Genomic DNA, 21,596 nt, shown 5'->3' with positions numbered 1-21,596 from the left:
TCCACCCGCATAACAAGGAGCCCGCGCCATGGCCGTGCCGTCCGTTGCCGTTCAGCCGCGCCCGTCGATCCTGTCGCGGCTCGCCGAGAGCAGGAACGCTCTCGGCTTCGGCTTCATGCTGCCGGCGGCGGCGCTGCTCCTGGTCTTTCTCACCTATCCGCTCGGCCTCGGCGTCTGGCTCGGCTTCACTGACACACGCATCGGCCGACCGGGCATCTTCATCGGCATCGAGAACTACGAATATCTGTGGAGTGACAGCGTGTTCTGGCTGTCGGTCTTCAACACGCTGCTCTACACGGTCAGCGCCTCGATCCTGAAATTCGTGCTCGGACTGTGGCTGGCTCTCATCCTCAATGAGAAGCTGCCTTTCAAGTCGTTCTTTCGCGCCGTAGTGCTGCTGCCCTGGGTGGTGCCGACCGTGCTGTCGGCCATCGCCTTCTGGTGGATCTACGACTCGCAGTTTTCGATCCTGTCCTGGGCGTTGCAACAGATGGGCCTGATTGACCACCGCATCAATTTTCTCGGTGATCCGACCAATGCGCGCGCCTCGGTCATCGCGGCCAATGTGTGGCGAGGCATTCCCTTTGTCGCCATCACGCTGCTTGCCGGACTGCAGACCATTCCGCAATCGCTCTACGAGGCTGCTACGCTCGACGGCGCCAGCCGCTGGCAGCTGTTCCGCTACGTGACCCTGCCGTTGCTGACGCCGATCATAGCCATCACGATGACGTTTTCGGTGCTGTTCACCTTCACCGATTTCCAGCTGATCTATGTGCTGACCCGCGGCGGCCCGGTGAACGCCACGCATCTGATGGCGACATTGTCCTTCCAGCGCGGTATTGCGGGGGGCCAACTGGGCGAAGGCGCGGCAATCGCGGTCGCCATGATTCCTTTCCTGCTGGCGGCGATCCTGTTCAGCTATTTCGGCCTCCAACGGCGCAGATGGCAGCAAGGCGGCGGGGACTGACATGGCCGCAATCAAGGAAATCGAGCGCCTGGAGACCGACGAAGGCGGCATGGGCTACCTGCAAAGCCTTCCGCGGCGGGTGGTGACGGTCTATCTGCCGCTGCTGGTGTTTCTGATCGTGCTCCTGTTTCCGTTCTACTGGATGACGATCACTGCGGTTAAGCCCAATATCGAGATGACCGACTATGTGAACTACAATCCGTTCTGGGTCGTGCATCCGACGCTGGAGCACATTCGCTATTTGCTCTTCGAGACCTCCTACCCAGGCTGGTTGCTCAACACCATCATCATTTCGACCGCCGCAACTTTCCTGTCGCTGGCGGCTGCCGTGCTTGCCGCCTATGCGATCGAGCGGCTGAGGTTTTCGGGGGCGCGGCAAGTTGGCCTCGCCGTCTTCCTCGCTTATCTCGTGCCGCCTTCTATCCTGTTCATCCCGCTATCGGTGATGGTGTTCAACCTCGGTCTATACGACACACCATTCGCGCTGATCCTCACCTATCCGACCTTCCTCATCCCGTTCTGCACCTGGCTTCTGATGGGCTACTTCCGCTCTATCCCCTTCGAGTTGGAGGAATGCGCGCTCATCGATGGCGCGAGCCGCTGGCAGATCCTCACCAAGATCGTGCTGCCGCTGTCGGTGCCCGGCCTGATCTCGGCCGGCATCTTCGCCTTCACCTTGTCCTGGAATGAGTTCATCTATGCGCTGACCTTCATCCAGTCTTCGGAGAAGAAGACGGTGCCGGTCGGCGTGCTCACCGAACTCGTTCGCTCCGACGTCTATGAATGGGGCGCGCTTATGGCCGGCGCGCTGATCGGCTCGCTGCCGGTGGTGGTGCTCTATTCCTTCTTCGTCGAGCACTATGTTTCATCGATGACGGGCGCGGTGAAGGAGTAGCAGCGGGGCTGCTCTAAAAACTGATCTCCACCGCCGCGGCACTTCGCTTGGCCTCGCCGTGGAACACCGCCTCGACGTTGTTGCCGTCGGGGTCGAGCAGGAAGCAGGCGTAGTAGCCGGGATGGTAGTGGCGTTCGCCCGGCGCGCCATTGTCCTTGCCGCCGGCGGCGAGCCCCGCCTGGTAGAAAGCGTCGACCATGGCGCGGTCTTTGGCCTGGAAAGCGAAATGGTGGCGGCCGGTGAGCGCGCCGCGTGACGCGCGGCTGTCGATGCCGGAAATGAACAGCTCGTCCACCCAGAAGTAATCCTCGGCTTCGCCGCCGATCGGGATGCCCAGCACCTCAAGCACCGCGCCATAGAAATGCCGGCTGGCCTCAAGGTCGCGCACCACCAGGTGCAGATGGTCGATGAGCCGGCCGCGATAGAGTTCCATGGGTGACGCCTCCTTCTGAATGCTGCGGCTCAATCTAGAAGCGCCTGCTGTGCGGTCAACGCGGGGGTCTGCAGGCTGCTGACAGTTGGAGACGCTGGCGGGACAGCGTCCTGCCGGACATCTCCCGCACGAGGGGAGAGATAGCATTTTCCTGCATTTGCGAGCGGACTTGCCCCAAGCAAGTGCTTGGAAGATGCCAGAGGGGGATTTCGCAGAGCGCTGACTTTCCTCGTCGGCGCCTTCCACTCTCTTGGGCGCCAAAAATCCGGATAAAAAATGCAACCAGATTGTAGGATCGGCTCCCGCCCTGGCGTCCTTCGGACGCAAACGGCCCGGTGGACTGGAAAAACCGTGCCGCATCAAACAGGATGCCTTTCGGCATGGGAGCAGAACCATGAACCATTCCTATCGTTGGGTCATCGTCGCGGCGGGCGCGCTGATGACCTGCGTGGCGCTCGGCGCCATGTTTTCGCTGGCGATCTTTCTGGAGCCGATGTCGCTCGACACGAACTGGTCGCGCACCGGCATTTCCAGCGCCATGACCTTGAACTTCCTGGTGATGGGCCTCGGCGGCTTCGCCTGGGGCGCGATCTATGACCGGGTCGGCGCGCGGCCCGTGGTGCTTGCGGGCGCGGTGCTGCTCGGCCTGTCGTTGGTGGTGGCGAGCCGCGCCGATTCGCTGTTGGTCTTCCAGCTCAGCTATGGCGTGATCGTAGGCCTTGCGGCCAGCGCCTTCTTCGCGCCGATGATCGCGCTCACCACCGCCTGGTTCGACACCAACCGCAGCCTTGCCGTCTCGCTGGTCTCGGCTGGCATGGGCGTCGCGCCGATGACCATCTCGCCCTTCGCGCGCTGGCTGATCACGGCTTATGACTGGCGCACCGCCATGTTCGACATCGGCGTCATGGCTTGGGTGCTGCTGTTGCCCGCCGTCTTCCTGGTGCGCCAACCGCCGGCGGCAATCACTACCGCCGATGGGACGCCGGCGCCCGCCGCCGACGATCCCGGCATGAGCGTCGGCCAGGCGCTGCGCTCGCCGCAATTCATCGTGCTGGGCTTGACCTTCTTCGCCTGCTGCGCAGCGCATTCGGGCCCGATCTTCCACATGGTGAGCTACGCCATGTCCTGCGGCGTGGCGCCGATGGCGGCCGTATCGATCTACAGCGTCGAGGGGCTCGCCGGCCTTGGCGGGCGCATTCTCTATGGCGTGCTCGGCGACCGGCTGGGCGTGAAGCCGGTGCTGGTCGCCGGGCTCGCCATCCAGGGGCTGGTGATCGCCGCTTATCTCACCGTCGGCCAGCTCGACCAGTTCTACCTTCTGGCCGTCATCTTCGGCGCCACCTATGGCGGCGTGATGCCGCTTTACGCTGTGCTGGCGCGCGAATATTTCGGCCTGCGCATCATCGGCACCATCCTCGGTGCGGCCACGATGCTCTCCAGCCTCGGCATGTCGCTGGGGCCGCTCGCCGGCGGCATGATCTACGACGCCACCGCCAGCTATCACTGGCTGTTCATCGGCTCGGCGCTGATCGGGCTGGGCGCGGCCGGCATCGCCATCGCCTTCCCGCCGCAGCCCAGCCGGCAGAAGCTGCAGATGGCGTGAGGAAACTGCTGATCTTCCCCTTGTAGGGGAGATTGGCAGCTCCACCGGCTCGAAATCCGTTGCCGGACGCCGGTGAGTGTGAAACGCTCCGTAAAAGCCGCGATCGATGAGCGCCGGCCGACGAATATCCAGTGGGTGTCGGCGCGATCGTGGTCCGGAGAGCATCGCAGTGAGCGCAAGCGTGGAAGCCGACGACGCCAGGGGGTGGTCCAACCTGCTGATCGCGGCGGAGAAGGGCGACACCGAAGCCGTTCGGGCGGAACTCGCGGCAGGCGCCGACATCAACCAGGCCGACGAAGACGGCTGGTCGGCGCTGCATCTTGCCGCCCATAATGCCCGCATCGCGGCGCTCATGACGCTGATCGCGGATCCGGCAATCGACGTCAATTCCAGGAACAAATGGAAGAGCACGCCCTTGAGCCTGGCGGCGGCCAAGGGCCATTACGCCTGCATCCAGGCGCTGGCGGCCCATCCCCGTATCAATATCGATGCCCGTGCCGACTATTACGGCAGGACGGCGCTCATCGAAGCGGCAAGGAACGGACATCTCGATGCCGTCAAGCTGCTGGTCGAGCACGGCGCGGACGTCAATGCGGCCGACAAGACTGGACGTAATAGCGCCCTCATCGAAGCCATCAAGGGGCGGCACTTTGCGGTCGCTGACTATCTGCTTGAGTCCAGGAAGGTAAACTTCCTCAACAAGGACATGCGGCTCAACGCCCTGATCTGGGCCGGCAGCACCCGCAACGGCGAGCTCATCGAGAAACTGGAAGCGGCGATCCACGCGTTCTTCGAAGGCAAGTGAGGACAAGGCGACGCCGAGGGAGCGAGTAATCCCCTCCCTGCGGGGGAGATCGGCCAATCACCCTGCCCCAGTCCCCGTGCGTACGGCCTCGCGGTCGCTCTCGTCGCGTTTCACCCGCTCGTCGGAGATCAGCACCACCGGGCATGGGCCGCGGCGCAGGACGGCCGTCGTCGTCTCGCCGAAAATCAGCTCCTCGCCCTGACGCCGCGCCACGCCCATGACGATCAACGCCACGCTGCGGCCGGCCTGGCGGGCGATGGCATCGGCGGCGGCGGCCCGCGAGCGGATGGCCGTCTCGATCTCGACGCCGTAGCGGTCGGCAAGGGCCACGATGTCCTTCAACACCGCTTCTCGGCGGCGATGCGAGACCGTGTCGCGCGGCTCGTCGCGGCCGACCCTGGCGACATAGAGCATCTTGACCGGCGCGCCGGTGACGGCGGCGATGGCCAAAGCCAGTTCGGCGCCTCGGCGCGCAACCGCCGTGCCGTTGACCGGCACCAGTATCTTGCCGGATCCCGGGCCGAGCCGGGGCATCTGGCGGCCAGCGGCCGCCGGCTTCAACACCAGGCAGAGCGGCCCGTCAAAGGCGCCGGCGACTTCATTCAGCCGATGCGAGAAGCCGCCCTTGGGGGTGACCGCCCGGCCGAGGCCGACGAGCAGCATGCCGTAACCCTTGCGCGCCTCCTTGGCGACCGCCTCGGCCGAAAGCACCTCGTGCTGGCGGCGGGTGACCGGCGCTTCGCGCGCCGGCGTCTCGTCGCCCTTTTTCGCCGCCTCGCGGCTGTCCTCCGCACCCTTCTCGATCTCCTCCAGATGCAGCCCCTCGGTCGGCTCGGCGTCGATCTCGCCGCTGGAATGCAGCACCGTCGTCGGCTTGCCGGCGCCGATGACGCCGGCAAGATAGGCGGCGAAGCGGCCGACGACGCCCTCGTCGACCACCACCAGAAGCCGCTCCAGACCGGCGACGAATCCGCGCTGGTCGACCTCCTCGCGCTCCAGCCGCTTCTTTTCCTTCTCGCCGATCGGCAGGCGGCGCAACGCCCAGCGCAAGGTCGGCGGCATGATCAAAGTGGTGATGACCGCCATGGTGACGATCATGGTGAAGAGGTTATGCGAAAGCACGCCCATCGACAGGCCGATCGAGGCGACGATGACCTCCGTGGAACCTCGCGCATTCATGCCGCAGCCGACAGCGATGCCTTCGGCGCGGCTCATGCCGGCGACTTCCGCGCCAATGAAGGCGCCGCCGAACTTGCCGATCGAGGCGATCACCACCAGCGCCACGGTGAGTAGCGCGAGCTGCGGATCGATAAGCACGGTGAGATCGGCCGACAGGCCGGCGACGCCGAAGAAGACCGGCATGAACAGCGCGGTGATGATGCCGCGCAACTGCCCTTCGATGTGGCGCGACAAGATGGGCGACTCGCCCACCAAAATGCCGGCGACGAAGGCGCCGAGCACGGTGTGCACGCCGATCAGGTCGGTGATCAAAGCCATGGCGCCCATGATGGCGAGGATGACGGTGACGACCGCGTATTCCGAGCGGAAAGTATCGTTTGTCCAGCGGATGGCGTCGAAGACGATGCGGCGCCCTAGCGTGAAGGAAAACGCCATGAAGGCGGCGACGCCGGCGATGGTGAAGGCCAGGCTGCCGATCTCCATGCGCCCCTTGGTGGCGATGCCGATGGTGATGGCGATGATCACCCAGCCGATCGTGTCCTCGATGATGGCCGAGGAGACGATGATCTGGCCGAGGTCGCGGCGCATGAAGTTCATGTCGCGCACCACCATGGCGACGATCTTGACCGAGGAGATGGAGAGCGCGGTGCCGAGGAACAGCCCGGCGACGATGCGCTCGCTGCCGGCGGCAAGCAGCGTGGCCGGCATGAACTGGGCGGCGACGAAGCCGAGCGCGAAGGGCATGGCCACGCCCGCGGCCGAGATGGAAAAGCAGGCGCGGCCGACGCGTCGCACCAACCTCAAATCGGTCTCCATGCCGGTGAGCAGGAGCAGCATCAAGACGCCGAGTTGGGCGATGGCGTTGATCATCGACTTTTGCGATAGGTCGCCGGCGAAGATCAGCCGCTCGGCCGCAGGCCAGACCCAGCCGAGCAGCGAGGGCCCGAGCAGGATGCCACCGATCAGCTGTCCCATCACCGCCGGCTGGCCCAGTATTTCCAGCACCTCGCCGATGCCGCGGCCGACGACAAGCAGCAGGATCAGCTCGGCGACGAAAATGCCTTCCGAGGACATGCCTGTCTTCTCGGCGGCGAAGGCGACGGCGGGGATCAGGGCGAGCGCCGCAGCACCAAGCGCGATCGACCAACGCCGATTGAGTATTTTGGACAAGCTGTCTCCCCTCGATTTCGCGTCATAACGGTTTGGCCGGTGCTTCGGTTGCAGGCGTCGAAGCTGCCAATCTCGCCCACAAAGGGGGAGATCAGCAGTTCCAGCGCCACATCCCTTACAATTCTATTCAAATGCCGCCGCCGATCTTTGCTTCCCGGTAAAGCGACTCGGCGATGGTCGCGCCGTGGCGGGCAATAAGGAGAAGCTAATGAAAAGCGACTTTGCCGCCGCCCACCTGCACCTCGACCGGGCCTGCCATTACCTGCGTGGCGACGATGAAACGAGCCGCGCGGCGCTTGCGGCGCTCGACCTTGTGATCGAGGCGGTGGCGGCAGCCCAGCATGCCAGGCCGATAGCCGATGTGCTGCCCTTTCCGCGGCGCGCGAATGGTGGTCTTCCCCCGCTTGCATCCTGACTTATCCGCCTGAAAAGGCGGGAACATTCTGGCCGGCCGCACGTTATGAGGATTGGGTATGGCCGGCCGATCTCGGGCCGGCCGGCCATGGCGGCGGGAGGCGCATGGCAGAGGGATGTCCCAGACAAGGGCCGCAAAACCAACCGACGCGGCTTGGCCGACAGAGGCGGCCGCGCCAGCAAAATCACCCGAAGCGGCCGCGCCGCCGCGCGCTTCCGATACGCTGGCGCTGAAGCTTAGTTCTCCCGAATTCACCACGACGCTGTCGCATTTCCATCGCGCCGAGATCGCGCGCATGGCGGGCTGGCGCGACCGGCTCGACCGCACCAGCAACTGGGCGATCACCGTGGTGGCGGCGATGCTGTCGGTGTCTCTGTCGACGCCCAGCGCGCATCACGGCGTGCTTTTGTTCGCCATGCTTTTGATCACCCTGCTTTTGTGGATCGAGGCGCGGCGCTACCGGTTTTTCGACGTCTACCGCGCCCGCGTGCGGCAGTTCGAGCGCTATTATTTCGCCCAGATCTTCTCGCCGCAGCCCGACTATGCCTCCAATTGGCTCGCCATCCTCGGCGAAGGCCTGCGCTCGCCGCGTTTCCTGATCTCGCAGCGCGCGGCGCTGATCAGGCGGCTGCGCCGCAACTACATCTTCATGTACACGATCCTGCTGCTAGCCTGGATCCTGAAGATCACCACGCCGAGCCTGTCGCGCGAAGGCTCTCCGATCGGCTTCGGTGCCTCGCTCGTCGACACGTTCCGGGTAGCGACACTGGGCCCCATCCCTGGCGTCGTCGTCGTGTGCGGGGTGGCCGCCTGCTATCTCGCGCTGCTTGCCGCCGCATTCCTGGTCCGCGCCGATGACGGCGAGCTGTCGTTCGGCGACGTGCATGTGTGAAACAGTGGCGCGCCAAGGACTTCAGCCATGCTTGCTGGAGCGTGCCGCGCGATCACAATCCCGGCGGCCTGACAAAGCCGTCGGTCAGGCGCGACAGCGCCTTGGCGGCCGCCAGCAGCTTCATGTCCGAATGGCGGCGGCCGACGAGCTGGGCGCCGATCGGCAGGCCTTCTCGGTCGAGGCCGATCGGAATGACGACGGCCGGATGACCTGTCAGGTTGAAGCGACAGGCGTGGCTGAGCGCGCTCCAATAGGGCGTCTCGACACCATCGACCGGAATCGGCATTCCCATCTCCCGGTGGCGAAAAGCAGTGCACATCATCGCCGGACAGACGAGCACGTCCCAATCGCCGAACAAGCGCTCCCATGCGTAGATGAATTCGTCCCTCTGATTGAGCGCCTCGAGATAGGTCGATAGCGTGGGGGAGTTTTCCAGCGGCGGCTGGAAGGCCTGCGAATACCAGGTGATGAAGTCCGAAAACAGCGCCCGCTCGGCGGCGAAATCATGTGACGGCAGGGCCTGACCGACCCGTGCGCCGCTGGCGTCGATCGCGCTGGCAAGACCGGCAATCGCATCGGCGATATCGCGAGCGGTCGGCACGCCGGGGAATTCCGGCGCGAAGGCTATGCGCAGCCGGTCGAGCGGCGGCTCCTGCTCCTCGTCCGTCGCCACCGGCGGCACTTCGGTGTCGAGGCCGTCGGCGCCGGCGATAACGCGGTGGGCAAGGATGAGGTCGTCGACGCCACGTGCAAGGGGCCCTATGTCGAACAGCAATCGGAAGCTGCGCGGTATGTCGGGGGGATCTGCATAGCTGCCGGTGATCGGCACAGTTGCCTGCGTCGGCTTGAAGCCATAGACGCCGCACAGATGCGCCGGCACGCGGATCGAGCCGCCGGCGTCGCTGCCGATCTCCAGCGGAGCGAGCCCCGCGGCTACCGCTGCCGCCGCGCCGCCACTGGAACCACCCGGCGTGCGCGTGACATCCCAGGGATTGCCCGTGCGGCCGAAGATCGGGTTAACGGTCTGCAGGTCGCGCAGTCTCGGCGGCACATTAGTCTTGCCGATGATGATGGCGCCGGCCTTGCGCAGGCGCGCGGCAATGGTGCTGTCAACCGTCGGTACATGGTCGGCCCAGGCCCTCAGGCCGATCGTGGTGCGCATGCCGGCGGTGGCGTGGCCGTCCTTTAGCGTAATCGGCACGCCGTGCAGCGGCCCGACGGTCTTGCCGCGCGCAATGGCTTCGTCGGCTGCCCTGGCACCGTCGCGCGCGGCCTTCTCGTCGAGGGTGATAATGGCATTGAGGAGCGGATTGACGGCGGCGATCCGCTCCAGCTGCGCCTCCATCGCCTCGCTTGCGCTCACACTCCGCTCGCGGATCGCCGCCGCCAGTTGGGTGGCGGTCAGGAAGGTGGTGTCGGTGGCAAGAGTGGCGGTCATGTGCGTGTTCTCCCTGTGTTGGGGGAGTAAGGCAGCAGGAAGCGATAGCCTGCAGATTTCCCTGCTGCCCCAGTCCCTCAACCCATTACCGTCTCACTGCCCGCCCATCTCCTTCTTGAACTGCTCGAAGTCGACCTGCATGCCGTTGAAGATGGTGCTCCAGTGGCGGGTCAGAGCCGCCATGGCGACGGCTTCCTGGATCTCCTCGTCGGTGGCGCCGGCGCGCTTGGCGTCCTGCGTGTCCGACCAGATGCAGTAGCTGCAGGGAATCTGCGCCGCGACCGCCAGCGAGATCAGCGACTTGACCTTCGGCGGCAGCGCCGTCTTGTCGCTGAGCTCGATGGCCTTGACCTCGGCCCATGCGCCGGGCAGACCGGCCTTGGGAAACTGTTTGATGAAGCTCGGCACGCCACCCATCGTCGACTGGATGTCCTTCAGCGTCGCATCGTAATCGTCGGCATTGGCAAGCAACGGCGTCGCGAGCATGGCAAGCGAGCTCAGAACGACGGCGCGGCTCAATCTGACTGCGAGAAAGGCAAACATCGGAATTCCTCCTTGCTGTGGTTGACGCGCCGGCAATCGGCCGCGTGACCTAGACAGGATGATGGGGCGGATCGAAAAGTTCGCTGGGCCGGCGAACTTCACGAAGATGTCATTCCTCGAGGCGCGGCGGCCGTTCGCAGGTGTGGACGCGCATCATGCGCACCTGGCGCTCGCCGTGGATCAAAACGATGGCGAAGCTTGGCGGGCAATGGAACGGGTTCTCGGGTGGGTTGACGAAATCGCCCTCGAGCACGGTGACGTTGGCGCTGACCAGCGCCCGCACCGGCTCATGGCGAACCCCGGCGCCGACATCCTCGTCGATGGCCTCGCCGAACAGATGGCGCCCAATGCCGCGCGGCCCGCCGGCGAAGGCGATGTCGAGCTCCTCGGCATAGTGGGAAAGCACACGCTCCTTGCCGCCGCGCTGCAGCGAGCGGTATTCCTCGGTGTAGAAAGCCAGCCGCTCCGCCACCAGCTTCTGATGCTCCCTGTCGGGCAGGCCGGCCGATGCAAGCAGCAGCTCCGAAAGCCTGATCTTGGCGTCAGCCAGCCGGCTGCGCACTGTGCCCACCGGCACGCCCAGAACGGTCGATATCTCCTCGTAGCCCGGCGAGCTGCCGAAATAGCGCAGCATCACGGTAGCGCGTTGCATTTCCGGCAGATGCGCCAGCGCAGCCCACACCCAGTCGCGCAGGTCGCGGCTTTCGATGCGGCTCTCGATGCGTTCCTCGTCGGCAAGCTCGCGGAATGTGCGCTCGGTTTCGGCGGGTCCGGCACAGGGCCGGCGCCGTCGCAGCGCCATCAGGCAATGGTTCCTGAGAATCGAATGCAGCCAGCCGCCGACGGCGGCGGGATCGCGAAGGCCGTCCAGCCGGACGAGCGCGGTGAGGAACGTGTCGTGGACCGCGTCCTCGGCATCGCCGGTGTAGCCCAGCATCGACAGGGCCATGGCATGGAGTTGCGGACGGTAGCGCTCGAGCAACAGGCCGAAACCGTTCGCCTCGCCGAAGCGCGCAGCCATCACCAGCGCCGCATCGGGCTGGCCTCGACCGCGATCAAAACTGGCTTGCCCCATGGCCTGATCCCCTTTCCTGATCATATCACAAGGGACAGGATGCGATGAGCGACCGGAAAGTTCGGATGCCTGTATTCATCGACCCGAACTCGTCTAATTCAGCGACAGCGCCGTCCGAAACTCCTGGGTCGAGTTGCGGCTGGGATAGGGTTCGTCCGGCACGGGAATGCCTAGATGGGCGCAAAGCGGCGCCCAGCCGTCGCCGAGCTTGTGGACCAGCAGACGTTCGGCGGGCACGGTGCTCAGCACCGCCTCGACATTGTCCCGGTAGATCGCGATCGCGTGGGCGCGATCCTGCGGGCGGCCGTCAAAAACCTGTTTCGAAACGAGCGAGATGCCGAGCGAGTCATGGTCCGTGCTGCCGGCGATGGCGGGCAGGAGCGTCTTTTCGAAACTCTCCCACCAGCTTTCGGGCGAGCGCCAGGTCAGGATGACGCGCGCCTGGGGATAGATTTCGATCAGCTCGCGCCAGTAATGCGCCGAGGGCCAGTCGACGCAGGATTTATAACCGGCAAAGAGCCTATCCCAGTCGGGCGCGGCGCCCTTGGCCAGCGCCCGCCAGAGCGCCTTCTGCTCCTCACGCGCCATCACCTCCGACATATGATGGCAAGGGCCGAAACCCAGCATGGTAAGCGCCTCGCGCATCGAATCCGTCCCGGTCCGGCCAAAGCCGGTTCCAATCACCTTGAGCGACATTTCCCCTCCTCCACTTCTCCACGTTTTCCAGCGGCTACGATCAATCTCCGTGGACCACGAGCCGCAGGCGGTTGCCTTCCGGATCGGCGGTCGAGATAACGCGACCGTCCCTTTTCACCGGTATGTCGGCCGCTTCGAGCCTGCGCTCCACGGCGGCGAGCTCCTGCGCCGAGCCAAGCTCGATGGTGAAATGGTCGAGGCCGGCTGCACCCGGCGGCGGCTCGCGCAGCTCGTCGCGCGCCCAGATGTTGAAGGCCACCATGTGGGCGCGGCGCGCCGTGCCGCAGTCGAACATGCCGAAGGTCCGGGACTGGATATGCGGCCGGAAGCCGAGCACGCCGAGATAGAATTTCATCAGCATCTCGGGCGCGCGGGCGCGCAAATGGATGTGGCCGATAAAGGCATCCTGCGCCATCCTCGGCTCGATATGGCCGGAGTTGCCGAGGTCGCGCAGCAGGCCCGACACGTCCAGCGGCTCGAGCCCCGAATGCGCGCTGCCGTCGGTGGCAATCAGCGTCACGCGGCCGTTGGGCGACATTTCGCGACGCAGCAAGCGCTCCGGCGTGTCGAAGCAGATCTCGATGCCGTTACCGGAGGGATCGGAGACATAGAGCGATTCCGAAATCAAGTGATCCTGGGCGCTGGACCGTAAGCCAGATGCTTTGAGGCGGGCGGCGGTGTGCGCTAGATCGCGGCGGCTGGTGATATGGATGGCGACGTGGAAGAGATCGCGCGACTTCTGCGGCAGCGGTGCCTCCGCGCCGGCGTGCAGCACGATCAGCGTCCGGCCGCCGGCGCCAAGCTCCGCCATAGTGGCGTCTTCGCTAAGCAGCGCCAACCCGAGCGCGTCGCGCCAGACATTCAAGGCCGCCGGCATGTCGGTCACCCTGAGATGGACCGGCCCGAGCCGGGTCACTGGAGACAGCAATCCTTCATCCATCGTCGTCTGTCCGATTGCGGCCAATGACATATTAGTTGTGAATGAAAAGCCTGTCGCGCTCCAAGTTCGGGTTGACCCCTTCCCGGCGGGCAGCGACTATTGCGACGGCCGGTTTTTCTGGAATTGGTTCAGCAGGAGGAGATCGCATGGACGAGACCGAACAGTGGCGCAACATGGCGAGCGCGCCGCGGGACGGCAGCCGCATCCTGGTGACGGTGCGCTCCTCGGAGCAAGGACCGGCCGAGGTCGACATGGCCTATTGGTCGCGCGCCGACCAGTTCGGCGAGGAAGGCTGGCGGGCGTCGGACTCCTCGCCTGGCCGCGTCGTCGAATATGCCGAGCCGGAGCTCAGATGCTGGATGCCGCTGCCGACCGCCGGACGCGGGTCGATGCCGAGCCCATGGGAGGGCGAGGATGTGCCGCTGGTGGACGGAGACGGGATTTAGGGTGAAGCCCGCCGTGTATCGGAAGGCAGGCTTTCAAAGCCGAAACGAGGCGGGTCCTCGCCCGGCACGCCGGCGAGAGAGCGCTGCGCGGGCCGACGCCGCCAAGGCAAGAAGCCGGCTCACGAGCATTGGCAGACTTATCCTGGCGGCGCCGGGAAACCGTTGAGCTAGCTGCCGCTCCAAGTACCGCGCCTGGGCGATGTCGTGACGAAAGATTGCGGGTGGGTTGCCTTGGGGCCGGTAGAAACCGTCATCTTGCCGGAAGGGCCAGTCGGTCGGGCTGAATGGCAGCATTGACGTCTCCCACGTTTCAGGTTCGGCCAACTCTCTGGCGCGACCGTGATAAAGCTGGAGAAGGTAGCGTGATCGAAACGTGAAAAAGACCGCTTGGGACAGATAGCGGTTGAATTAGCAGGGGCGAAGCGAAAGAATTGCCATAACCGTGGCCGGGGCCGAACCCAATGATAGGGCCTCATCTTTATCTTCTGGGCGGATTTGCTCTCGCCGGTACTGGCGCGGCTGCTCCAACCTTGAGCCGTAAGGCACGGGCGATGATGGCCTATCTCGCCCTGCAAGCCGGACAGGCACAATCGCGCGAGAAGCTGGCCGCCCTGCTCTGGAGCTTGAATGGCGAAACCCAGGCCCGGATGAGCCTCAGGCAAGCCGTTTCGGCCATCCGAAAGGCCATGCACAAGTGCGGCAGCGGACGGTTTGTGACGAACGGCGCCAGTGTCGCCCTGTATCTCGACGAGATCGACTTCGATGTCGCCCGGTTCGAGACGCTTGCGACAGGATCGTCGCCCGAACACCTTGAGCAGGCACTCGCCGTCTACCGCGGCGAGCTGCTCGACGGTCTTGGCTTGAAAGAGGAGCCGTTCGAGGACTGGCTTCGAGTTGAACGCGAGCGCCTGAGAACGATCGCGGTTGCAGCGCTGGACAGGCTGGTGGCGCATTACAGCGCGTCGAACGACCTTTCATCCTGTGCGCGCACGGCTGCGCGACTGCTCGCAATGGAGCCTCTGCGCGAAGATATCCACCGGGCATTGATGAGAGCCTATGCCGCGCAGGGCCGCATCAACCTTGCTCTCAAACAGTATGAGCTCTGCCGTGAGGCGCTGGAGAGAGATCTCGGACTGCCGCCAGAACTGGAAACGCGCCAACTGTACGAGGCTCTGCGGACACGCCGTATGAGCTCATCGCCCTACTCGAAGCGTCCGGTTGCGGCCGCCGAGCCGGCGGCCGGTTCGGGGGCAAATGCCGGTGGGAGCCTTTCCGGCGGCGAGCCGATGCCACCGACCACCCATTACGTCAAATCGGCAGGAATCAACATTGCCTATCAGGTGACCGGCGAAGGGCTGATTGACCTCATATACGTGCCCGGCTGGGTCTCCAATCTCGACCTTGCCTGGGGCTCGCCGCGCTTCGCGCATGTGCTCAAGCGGCTCGGCACCTTTTCACGCCTGATCCGATTCGACAAACGCGGCACCGGTCTATCCGACCGCAATGTCGGCCTGCCGACGCTGGAAGAGCGCATGGAGGATGTGCGTGCGGTACTGGACGCAGTCGGCTCCACGCGAGCGGTGTTGTTCGGCAGCTCGGAGGGCGGTCCGATGTGCATGCTTTTCGCCATCACCTATCCCGAGCGTACGTCCGCGCTGGTGCTTAACGGAACCTACGCCAAGGGCACTTGGTCAAAAGAGTATCCCTGGGCAAGAACTGCAGCGCAGGTGGACGACGATGTAGCGGCCGTGGAGCGGCAATGGGGCAAACCCGCCGACATGAGCAACGCAGCGCCGAGCCTGACCGAAAACATGGTCGAACGCGAATGGTTCGCCGCCTATCTCCGGAATTCGGCCTCGCCCGCCGATGCAATCGCGCTCTGGCGCTGGGGTACCGAAGTCGACGTTCGCGACATCCTGCCGGCGATCCGCGTCCCGACGCTGGTCGTGCAGAGGACGGACGACCGTTGGGTACGCCCAGAGGAAGGGCGTTATTTGGCAACCCACATCCAAGGCGCCAGATACGTCGAGCTGGCCGGCAGAGACCACGTGATCTGGGGTGAAGATTGCGACCGCCTGGTTGACGAGATCCGAAGCTTCGTCACCGGATTGATGTCGCGAAAGACCATCTCTGCGCTCACCGGATGAGCGGCGGCATGTCGTCGGCAGAACTGCTCATTTCGCCATCAGTGGGAAGATTGGAGGTTCCGACGCCGCACCAATAGGGGCGCAGCGCCTCAGAACAAGAACGCCGCCGTGGCCGGATCAGGCCCGGTGCGGCCATCGGCCGAATCCAGACCGTGAACGGTCTGCATGTCGTCCGCGTCCAACTCGAAACCGAAGACGTCGAAATTGCCGGCGATACGCTCCTGGTGGATCGACTTCGGAATGACGATCAGCCCTTCCTGCAAATGCCAGCGGATGATGACCTGCGCCACCGACTTGCCGTGCTTCTCCGCGATCTTCTCCAGCGTCGGATCGGCCAGCAGCCGGCCGCTGCCCAGCGGGCTCCAGCTCTCGATATGGATGTTGTGCTTCTCGTGGAACTCGCGCTTGTCGCGCTGCTGGAAGCGCGGGTGCAGTTCGATCTGGTTGACGACCGGCGTCACGCCGGTCTCGCCGATGACGCGCTCCAGATGCTCCTGATTGAAGTTCGACACGCCGACCGATTTTATCCGGCCGGCCTTCTGGAGCTCGACCAGCGTCTTCCAGGCCTCGACATATTTGTTCTGGCTGGGCACCGGCCAGTGGATGAGGAAGAGGTCGATCTTGCCGATGCCGAGCTTTTGCATCGTATCGTCGAAGGCGCGCAGCGCTGCGTCACGCTGATGCCCGCCGTTGCGGAGCTTGGAGGTGATGAAGAGTTCGGATCGCGGCACGCCGGCGGCGCGGATCGCCTCGCCGACGCCTTCCTCGTTGCGATAACCCTCGGCGGTATCGATCAGCCTGTAGCCGGCCCCGACGCCCCAGCGAACGACCTTGGCGGTGATGTCGGGATCGACCTGCCACACACCGAGCCCGATCTGGGGGATGGCGGCGCCGTCGTTCAATGTGAGCTGTTCGGACATGGGGGATCCTTTTGGGAGGGAGGGTGGTGCCGACTATGTAGGCCGTGGGTTGGGGAATGCTAGTCGGGTTGGAGCTGGCGGCGCCGGCAGCTGCGGCGCCTCAGCCCCTCGCCCCGAACCGCAACCCATCCATCAAAAGCTTCACCAGCCGCCCCGACCGTTCTCGCCAATCCGGCGTGTTGGGCGCTGAGTAGATGCCGCCCAGCGCGTGCATCACATCGGAAGCGTCGACGTCGGCGCGGATTTTCCCCGAGGCGGCGGCGGCCTCGATCAGGCCTCGCATGGCGCCGGAGACGCGGCCGGACGTGTCGGAGAACAGCGTCGAGTTGGTGGTGAGCAATAGGCGCAGGCTGGTGGCGAGGCCACGCTTGGTGGCGATGTAGTCGACGAAGCGCTGCATCCAGAGCTCCAGCGCGACATCGGCCGGATGGTCGCGCACCAGTTCCTCGGCCGCGTGGCAGAGGCCTTCCACCTCGCGGCGGTAGACCACCTCGACCAGATGCTCGCGCGTCGGGAAATGGCGATAGAGCGTGCCGATGCCGACCCCCGCCCGCTTGGCGATCTCCTCCAGCGAGGCATCGACGCCGTCGCTCGCGAAAGTCTGCGCCGCCACCTCGACCAGTCTGTCGCGGTTACGTTGCGCATCGGCGCGCAACGGCTTTGGCGCCTGCGCGTCGCGCGTCGCTTCAGCGGTCATTTCCCGGTCGGGCACTTTTTTCTCCACCAACGCAATATGGGGGGTTGAACCATGACTGGCCAGACCCCAGTTAAATAAACGGAGGCACCTCCGCTTTAGTGGAGTGGCTTTATCATATAACCAGGGGAAGCGGTATGTCACGTAAAGAAGGACGGAAAGCTTTCCCTGCCCGCTGGAGACGGGCGCGTTCTGCGACGCCTGTGGTTGGCGAATCCGCTCGTGAGTTCGTCATCCTAGGGCGAAGCAAGGAGCGAAGCGACGCGGCGCAGACCCAAGGATCCATGCCATACCCTGCGAGCGCGGCTACGGTGCAGAATTCTGGCCTGCCGCGTTTCTCGGCAAACGTCACGGCATGGATCGGGTCAAGCCCGAGGATGACGACCGCGAAGGTCGCGTCCAGGCTGCCGTTACCCTTGCCCCTCTCCTCCCAAGCCCCATTTCCATCCGCCTAGCGTCCAGCAATCGGAGCCCGACGCCCTATGACCAGCCAAACAATCATCGATCCTCCCGAAGACGGCCACGTCTTGAACGGCAAGGCCAGTCCCACCACGCTTTCCCTCAACCTCACCATCAACGGCCGCGACCATGCGCTCGACGTCGAGCCGCGCGTGACGCTGCTCGACGCGCTGCGCGACCGGCTGCATCTCAGCGGCACCAAGAAGGGCTGCGACCAGGGCCAGTGCGGCGCCTGCACCGTCCATGTCGACGGCGAGCGCGTGCTCGCCTGCCTGACCTTGGCGGCCCAGGTCGAAGGCCGCTCGATCACCACCATCGAAGGGCTCACCGACAAGGACGGCACGCTGCACGCCGTGCAGGCCGCCTTCCTCGAGCAGGACGCCTTCCAGTGCGGCTACTGCACGCCGGGGCAGATCATGTCGGCGGTGGCCTGCATCCGCGAGGGCCATGCCGGCTCCGACGAAGAGATCCGCGAATACATGGCCGGCAATCTTTGCCGCTGCGGCGCCTATCCGAACATCGTCGCCGCCGTCCGCCAGGCCGCACAGGAGCTGCGCTCATGAGAGATTTTTCCTACCTTCGCGCCGACAGTGTGGAAGCCGCGCGCAACGCCGCCGCCCTTCCCGGCGCCATGCTGCTGGCCGGCGGCACGACGCTGGTGGACCTTGCCAAATGCGGCGTCGCCGAACCTTCGACCGTCATCGACATCAGTCACATCGAGGGGCTCGAGGCCATCGATGTCACCGCCGAGCGCGCGGTGATCGGCGCGCTGGCGAAGATGAGCCATGTCGCCGACAATGCCGAGGTGAAAAGCCTGTTCCCGGCTGTGTCGGAGGCGCTGTGGCAGGCGGCCTCGGCGCAGCTGCGCAACATGGCGACCATCGGCGGCAACCTGATGCAGCGCACGCGCTGCCCCTATTTCCGCGATCCGCAAAACTTCCCGGCCTGCAACAAGCGCGCGCCGGGCAGCGGTTGCTCGGCGATCGGCGGGGTGACGCGCGGCCATGCGGTGCTCGGCGTGAGCGAAGCCTGCATCGCCACCTATCCGGGCGATCTGGCGGTGGCGCTCGTCGCCTTCGACGCCGAGGTCGATCTTGGCGAGCGCAAGCTCAGGGTCGAGGACTTCTTCCTCGCCCCTGGCGCAACCGCCGAACAGGAGCACGACATCCGCCCCGGCGAGGTCATCACGGCCATCGAAATCCCCGGCTCGGCCGCAGCCCGGCGCTCGACCTACATCAAGGTGCGTGACCGCCAGTCCTATGAATTCGCCGCAGCCAGCGCAGCAGTAGGGCTGGAGCTCGAAGGCGACGGCCGCACCGTCCGCGACATCCGCGTCGCGCTCGGCGGCGTCGCCACCAAGCCGTGGCGCGTGCGCGCCGTCGAGGAGGCGCTGAAGGGCAAGGCGCTCGACGAAGCCACGGTCCGCGAGGCGAGCGTGCTCGCCATGCAGGACGCCGTCGACCATGGCGCCAACCACTACAAGATCGCCTTGGCGCCGCGCGTGATCGCGCGCGCCATTCTCAAATTGGGAGAGACGGCATGACCGTTCATGACATGAAGCACGCCGCGTCCGACAGCGCGCGCCTCGAAGCGGTTGGCGGGCGCCTGTCGCGCGTCGACGGCCCGGCCAAGATCACCGGTGCTGCGCACTACGCCGTCGAGCAGCAGCTCGAAGGGCTGACGCATGCGGTGCTGGTCGGCGCGACGATAGCCGCAGGCAAGGTGACCGCGATCGACACGCGCGCGGCCGAAACCGCGCCCGGCGTGCTCGCCGTGCTGACGCCCGACACCATCATGGAATTGAAGGGTGCGTCGGACTGGTTCGGCAACCCGCCCTCGCAGCCGACCTATTCGCCCCTCGTGCGCGAGGTCACCTTTTCCGGCCAGCATGTCGCGGCAGTGGTGGCCGAGACCTTCGAGCAGGCGGTGGCGGCGGCCGCACTCGTCAAGGTCTGGTATGACGAGAGCCCGGCCATCGTCGACCTGAGCGACGGCAAGGCCGGCGACGGCTTCCCGATCGACGCCATGACCAAGGAATGGGGCGACGCGCAGGCGGCGTTCGCCGCTGCACCCGTTCGCGTCTGCGTGGCCTACAACACGCCGCGCGAATTCCAGGCGGCGATGGAGCCGCATGGGTTGATCGCGCGGTGGGAGGGCGAGGAGCTGACCATCTGGGAGCCGAGCCAGTGGCTCGACGGCATGGCGCGCACCTATGCCGAGTGGTTCGGCGTGCCGTTCGAGAATGTGCGGCTGGTCTCGCCCTATATCGGCGGCGGCTTCGGCTCCAAGGCGCTGGCGCTGGCGCACAGCGCGGTCGCGGCGGCTACCGCCAGGATGCTCGGACGTCCGGTGAAGCTGGTGCTCAACCGTCCGCAGAATTTCACGTCCTATGGCGGCCGCGCCGCGACGCGGCAGACCGTTGCCATCGGCGCCGACCGAGACGGCAGGATCCAGTCGATCGTGCATCGCGGCGTCAACGAGACGGCCGTCGACGGCATGTGGGTCGAGCCGCTCGGCTCGGTCACCTCGATCATGTATGCCACGCCCAACTTCTCCTCGAAGCAGAATGTCGTGCGGGTCAACACGGTGGTGCCGGGAGCAAAACGCGCGCCGGGCGAGAACCCGAGCGCCTTCGGCATCGAATGCGCCATCGACGAGCTCGCCAATGAACTCGGGATCGATCCGCTGGAGATGCGGCTGATCAACTATGCCGAACAGGATCCGCATGCGAAGAAGGCATGGTCGACACGCCAGTTGCGCGAGGCGTTTGCCGCCGGCGCCGAAGCCTTCGGCTGGGCCAAGCGCTCGCCTCAGCCACGCTCGATGCGCGACGGCCGCCAGCTCATCGGCTGGGGCATGGCGGCCGGCACCTATCCGGTGCGGCGCGCGCATGGCGAGGCGGTGGTGAAGCTCATGGCCGACGGTTCGGTCGAGGTCGAAAGCTCCTCCATCGACATGGGCCAGGGCACTTACACGATCCTGGCGCAGACGGCGGCCGAAACGCTCGGCGTGCCGGTGGAGCATGTGTCGGTGAAGCTCGGCGACTCGCATTTCGCCCGCGCCGGCGTCACCGGCGGCTCGCGGCTGGCCGGCGTCATGACTGGCGCCGTCTACAAGGCGGCCGGCCAGGCGCTGGACGAGCTGATCGGGCTGGCGCTTTCCGACCCGCGCTCGCCCTTCCAGAAGCTGCAGGCAAATACGTTGTTGATAAAGGACGGCCGCATCGCCTCGCCGCGTGGCGAAGGGCCGGAGCTGTCGATCGCCGAGTTCATGGTGGCGATCGGCCGCGACCAGATCGAAGCCAAGGGCGACACGCTGCCGGCCAGCACGACGCCGGAAGAGCGCTACAAGAACTATACCACGATAGCCATGTCGATCCCGCACACCGAAGGCGACTATTCGCGCCATTCCTGGTGCGCGCATTTCGTCGAGGTGCGCGTCGACGAGGATTTCGGCACGGTGCGCGTGTCGCGCGTCGTGTCGGCGCTGGACTCGGGCCGGCTCTACAACCCCAAGCTGGCGGAAAGCCAGTGGAAGGGCGGCATCATCATGGGCATCGGCCAGGCGCTGCTCGAAGAAGGCATCGTCGACCGCCGCCACGGCCGCATCGTCAACGGCAATTTCGCCGACTACATGCTGCCGACCAACGCCGATATCCCCGACATCCAGACGATCTCGGTCGGCATCCCCGACCCGCACTCCTCCGCCCTTGGGGGCAAGGGCGTGGGCGAACTGGCAATCGTCGGCATCGCGCCGGCGATTGCCAACGCAGTGTTCCATGCGACGGGCAAGAGGATAAGGGATTTGCCGATCACGCTGGAGAAATTGATCGAGTAATTTTCCGCTCAAGGTAGAGGCTACGGCTCCGTCGCTTTCGCC

General features: G+C 65.3%; 20 protein-coding genes. 11 read left to right on the top strand and 9 right to left on the bottom strand.

Going from position 1 to position 21,596, the window contains the following annotated elements; translation table 11 throughout:
* Nucleotides 1-28: 28 nt before the first annotated feature.
* On the top strand, nucleotides 29-967 hold the full coding sequence (locus FJW07_RS05970; protein WP_140645454.1) for a sugar ABC transporter permease: 939 nt from the start codon (nucleotides 29-31) through the stop codon (nucleotides 965-967).
* 1 nt (nucleotide 968) lies between these two features.
* Complete coding sequence (locus tag FJW07_RS05965) at nucleotides 969-1,862, top strand: carbohydrate ABC transporter permease (RefSeq protein ID WP_140645453.1); 894 nt, start codon at nucleotides 969-971, stop codon at nucleotides 1,860-1,862.
* Between the two features lie 13 nt (nucleotides 1,863-1,875).
* On the opposite strand, the gene FJW07_RS05960 is transcribed toward FJW07_RS05965, so the two are convergent.
* On the bottom strand, nucleotides 1,876-2,295 hold the full coding sequence (locus FJW07_RS05960; RefSeq protein ID WP_140645452.1) for a VOC family protein: 420 nt from the start codon (nucleotides 2,293-2,295) through the stop codon (nucleotides 1,876-1,878).
* A 394-nt stretch (nucleotides 2,296-2,689) separates the two neighbouring features.
* Here FJW07_RS05960 and FJW07_RS05955 point away from each other — a divergent pair, with 394 nt between their 5' ends.
* Together FJW07_RS05955 and FJW07_RS05950 are read left to right on the top strand one after the other, a co-directional pair.
* Nucleotides 2,690-3,898, top strand: a complete 1,209-nt coding sequence (locus FJW07_RS05955; protein ID WP_140855086.1) for an MFS transporter — start codon at nucleotides 2,690-2,692, stop codon at nucleotides 3,896-3,898.
* A gap of 169 nt (nucleotides 3,899-4,067) precedes the next feature.
* Complete coding sequence (locus tag FJW07_RS05950) at nucleotides 4,068-4,703, top strand: ankyrin repeat domain-containing protein (protein ID WP_140855083.1); 636 nt, start codon at nucleotides 4,068-4,070, stop codon at nucleotides 4,701-4,703.
* A gap of 57 nt (nucleotides 4,704-4,760) precedes the next feature.
* Here the strand turns inward: FJW07_RS05950 and FJW07_RS05945 are convergent, their stop codons facing one another.
* A complete protein-coding gene (locus FJW07_RS05945) occupies nucleotides 4,761-6,956 on the bottom strand; it encodes a cation:proton antiporter (RefSeq protein WP_246680684.1) in 2,196 nt (731 codons plus the stop codon).
* A 304-nt stretch (nucleotides 6,957-7,260) separates the two neighbouring features.
* On the opposite strand from FJW07_RS05945, the gene FJW07_RS05940 reads away from it, so the two are divergent.
* Both FJW07_RS05940 and FJW07_RS05935 read left to right on the top strand, forming a co-directional pair.
* A complete protein-coding gene (locus FJW07_RS05940) occupies nucleotides 7,261-7,467 on the top strand; it encodes a hypothetical protein (protein ID WP_140652129.1) in 207 nt (68 codons plus the stop codon).
* A gap of 115 nt (nucleotides 7,468-7,582) precedes the next feature.
* Nucleotides 7,583-8,359, top strand: a complete 777-nt coding sequence (locus FJW07_RS05935) for a DUF2270 domain-containing protein (protein WP_140855078.1) — start codon at nucleotides 7,583-7,585, stop codon at nucleotides 8,357-8,359.
* A gap of 52 nt (nucleotides 8,360-8,411) precedes the next feature.
* Here FJW07_RS05935 and FJW07_RS05930 read toward each other — a convergent pair whose 3' ends face one another.
* The 5 genes from FJW07_RS05930 to FJW07_RS05910 form a co-directional block, all read right to left on the bottom strand.
* Entirely contained in the window at nucleotides 8,412-9,797 is a 1,386-nt protein-coding gene (locus FJW07_RS05930; protein ID WP_140855075.1) for an amidase, read from the bottom strand.
* 93 nt (nucleotides 9,798-9,890) lie between these two features.
* Nucleotides 9,891-10,340 carry a carboxymuconolactone decarboxylase family protein gene (locus FJW07_RS05925; RefSeq protein WP_246680675.1) on the bottom strand — a complete coding sequence of 150 codons (450 nt, stop codon included), beginning with the start codon at nucleotides 10,338-10,340 and terminating at the stop codon, nucleotides 9,891-9,893.
* 109 nt (nucleotides 10,341-10,449) lie between these two features.
* Nucleotides 10,450-11,415: an RNA polymerase sigma factor gene (locus FJW07_RS05920; protein WP_140855072.1), complete on the bottom strand. Its 966-nt coding sequence runs from the start codon at nucleotides 11,413-11,415 to the stop codon at nucleotides 10,450-10,452.
* A gap of 93 nt (nucleotides 11,416-11,508) precedes the next feature.
* Nucleotides 11,509-12,111, bottom strand: a complete 603-nt coding sequence (locus FJW07_RS05915; protein WP_140855070.1) for a sulfotransferase family protein — start codon at nucleotides 12,109-12,111, stop codon at nucleotides 11,509-11,511.
* A 40-nt stretch (nucleotides 12,112-12,151) separates the two neighbouring features.
* On the bottom strand, nucleotides 12,152-13,051 hold the full coding sequence (locus tag FJW07_RS05910) for a VOC family protein (protein ID WP_140855067.1): 900 nt from the start codon (nucleotides 13,049-13,051) through the stop codon (nucleotides 12,152-12,154).
* A 146-nt stretch (nucleotides 13,052-13,197) separates the two neighbouring features.
* Between FJW07_RS05910 and FJW07_RS05905 the strand changes: the two genes are divergently transcribed.
* Together FJW07_RS05905 and FJW07_RS05900 are read left to right on the top strand one after the other, a co-directional pair.
* Nucleotides 13,198-13,497 (top strand): hypothetical protein, encoded by a 300-nt coding sequence (locus FJW07_RS05905; protein WP_140645442.1) that lies wholly within the window; start codon nucleotides 13,198-13,200, stop codon nucleotides 13,495-13,497.
* Nucleotides 13,498-14,048: 551 nt separating this feature from the next.
* Nucleotides 14,049-15,644 (top strand): alpha/beta fold hydrolase, encoded by a 1,596-nt coding sequence (locus FJW07_RS05900; RefSeq protein WP_246680674.1) that lies wholly within the window; start codon nucleotides 14,049-14,051, stop codon nucleotides 15,642-15,644.
* A gap of 89 nt (nucleotides 15,645-15,733) precedes the next feature.
* Here FJW07_RS05900 and FJW07_RS05895 read toward each other — a convergent pair whose 3' ends face one another.
* Both FJW07_RS05895 and FJW07_RS05890 read right to left on the bottom strand, forming a co-directional pair.
* Nucleotides 15,734-16,564, bottom strand: a complete 831-nt coding sequence (locus FJW07_RS05895; protein WP_140855061.1) for an aldo/keto reductase — start codon at nucleotides 16,562-16,564, stop codon at nucleotides 15,734-15,736.
* A gap of 100 nt (nucleotides 16,565-16,664) precedes the next feature.
* The gene (locus FJW07_RS05890) at nucleotides 16,665-17,261 is read right to left on the bottom strand and encodes a TetR/AcrR family transcriptional regulator (protein ID WP_140855190.1); all 597 of its coding nucleotides are present in this window, start codon (nucleotides 17,259-17,261) and stop codon (nucleotides 16,665-16,667) included.
* Between the two features lie 479 nt (nucleotides 17,262-17,740).
* On the opposite strand from FJW07_RS05890, the gene FJW07_RS05880 reads away from it, so the two are divergent.
* From FJW07_RS05880 to FJW07_RS05870, 3 genes are read left to right on the top strand one after another with little or no spacing between them, the layout of a single operon-like run.
* The gene (locus FJW07_RS05880; protein WP_140855056.1) at nucleotides 17,741-18,280 is read left to right on the top strand and encodes a (2Fe-2S)-binding protein; all 540 of its coding nucleotides are present in this window, start codon (nucleotides 17,741-17,743) and stop codon (nucleotides 18,278-18,280) included.
* Entirely contained in the window at nucleotides 18,277-19,260 is a 984-nt protein-coding gene (locus FJW07_RS05875; RefSeq protein ID WP_140855053.1) for a xanthine dehydrogenase family protein subunit M, read from the top strand. Before FJW07_RS05880 ends, FJW07_RS05875 begins: the two co-directional genes overlap by 4 nt.
* Nucleotides 19,257-21,554 carry a xanthine dehydrogenase family protein molybdopterin-binding subunit gene (locus tag FJW07_RS05870; protein WP_140855050.1) on the top strand — a complete coding sequence of 766 codons (2,298 nt, stop codon included), beginning with the start codon at nucleotides 19,257-19,259 and terminating at the stop codon, nucleotides 21,552-21,554. The genes FJW07_RS05875 and FJW07_RS05870 overlap by 4 nt, the downstream gene beginning before the upstream one ends.
* The last annotated feature ends 42 nt before the right edge of the window (nucleotides 21,555-21,596 follow it).

The organism is Mesorhizobium sp. B3-1-9 (assembly GCF_006439595.1).
GTDB lineage: Bacteria > Pseudomonadota > Alphaproteobacteria > Rhizobiales > Rhizobiaceae > Mesorhizobium.
Note: the sequence above shows the minus strand (reverse complement) of the source record. Positions and strands in the feature narration are given on the sequence as shown.

Coding starts and splice junctions, on each gene's coding strand:
- FJW07_RS05960 (WP_140645452.1), bottom strand. CDS start 2,295: ATGGAACTCTATCGCGGCCGGCTCATCGACCATCTGCACCTGGTGGTG.
- FJW07_RS05970 (WP_140645454.1), top strand. CDS start 29: ATGGCCGTGCCGTCCGTTGCCGTTCAGCCGCGCCCGTCGATCCTGTCG.
- FJW07_RS05875 (WP_140855053.1), top strand. CDS start 18,277: ATGAGAGATTTTTCCTACCTTCGCGCCGACAGTGTGGAAGCCGCGCGC.
- FJW07_RS05905 (WP_140645442.1), top strand. CDS start 13,198: ATGGACGAGACCGAACAGTGGCGCAACATGGCGAGCGCGCCGCGGGAC.
- FJW07_RS05920 (WP_140855072.1), bottom strand. CDS start 11,415: ATGGGGCAAGCCAGTTTTGATCGCGGTCGAGGCCAGCCCGATGCGGCG.
- FJW07_RS05955 (WP_140855086.1), top strand. CDS start 2,690: ATGAACCATTCCTATCGTTGGGTCATCGTCGCGGCGGGCGCGCTGATG.
- FJW07_RS05895 (WP_140855061.1), bottom strand. CDS start 16,564: ATGTCCGAACAGCTCACATTGAACGACGGCGCCGCCATCCCCCAGATC.
- FJW07_RS05910 (WP_140855067.1), bottom strand. CDS start 13,051: ATGGATGAAGGATTGCTGTCTCCAGTGACCCGGCTCGGGCCGGTCCAT.
- FJW07_RS05965 (WP_140645453.1), top strand. CDS start 969: ATGGCCGCAATCAAGGAAATCGAGCGCCTGGAGACCGACGAAGGCGGC.
- FJW07_RS05930 (WP_140855075.1), bottom strand. CDS start 9,797: ATGACCGCCACTCTTGCCACCGACACCACCTTCCTGACCGCCACCCAA.
- FJW07_RS05870 (WP_140855050.1), top strand. CDS start 19,257: ATGACCGTTCATGACATGAAGCACGCCGCGTCCGACAGCGCGCGCCTC.
- FJW07_RS05915 (WP_140855070.1), bottom strand. CDS start 12,111: ATGTCGCTCAAGGTGATTGGAACCGGCTTTGGCCGGACCGGGACGGAT.
- FJW07_RS05880 (WP_140855056.1), top strand. CDS start 17,741: ATGACCAGCCAAACAATCATCGATCCTCCCGAAGACGGCCACGTCTTG.
- FJW07_RS05940 (WP_140652129.1), top strand. CDS start 7,261: ATGAAAAGCGACTTTGCCGCCGCCCACCTGCACCTCGACCGGGCCTGC.
- FJW07_RS05925 (WP_246680675.1), bottom strand. CDS start 10,340: ATGTTTGCCTTTCTCGCAGTCAGATTGAGCCGCGCCGTCGTTCTGAGC.
- FJW07_RS05890 (WP_140855190.1), bottom strand. CDS start 17,261: ATGACCGCTGAAGCGACGCGCGACGCGCAGGCGCCAAAGCCGTTGCGC.
- FJW07_RS05935 (WP_140855078.1), top strand. CDS start 7,583: ATGTCCCAGACAAGGGCCGCAAAACCAACCGACGCGGCTTGGCCGACA.
- FJW07_RS05945 (WP_246680684.1), bottom strand. CDS start 6,956: ATGTCCTCGGAAGGCATTTTCGTCGCCGAGCTGATCCTGCTGCTTGTC.
- FJW07_RS05900 (WP_246680674.1), top strand. CDS start 14,049: ATGATGGCCTATCTCGCCCTGCAAGCCGGACAGGCACAATCGCGCGAG.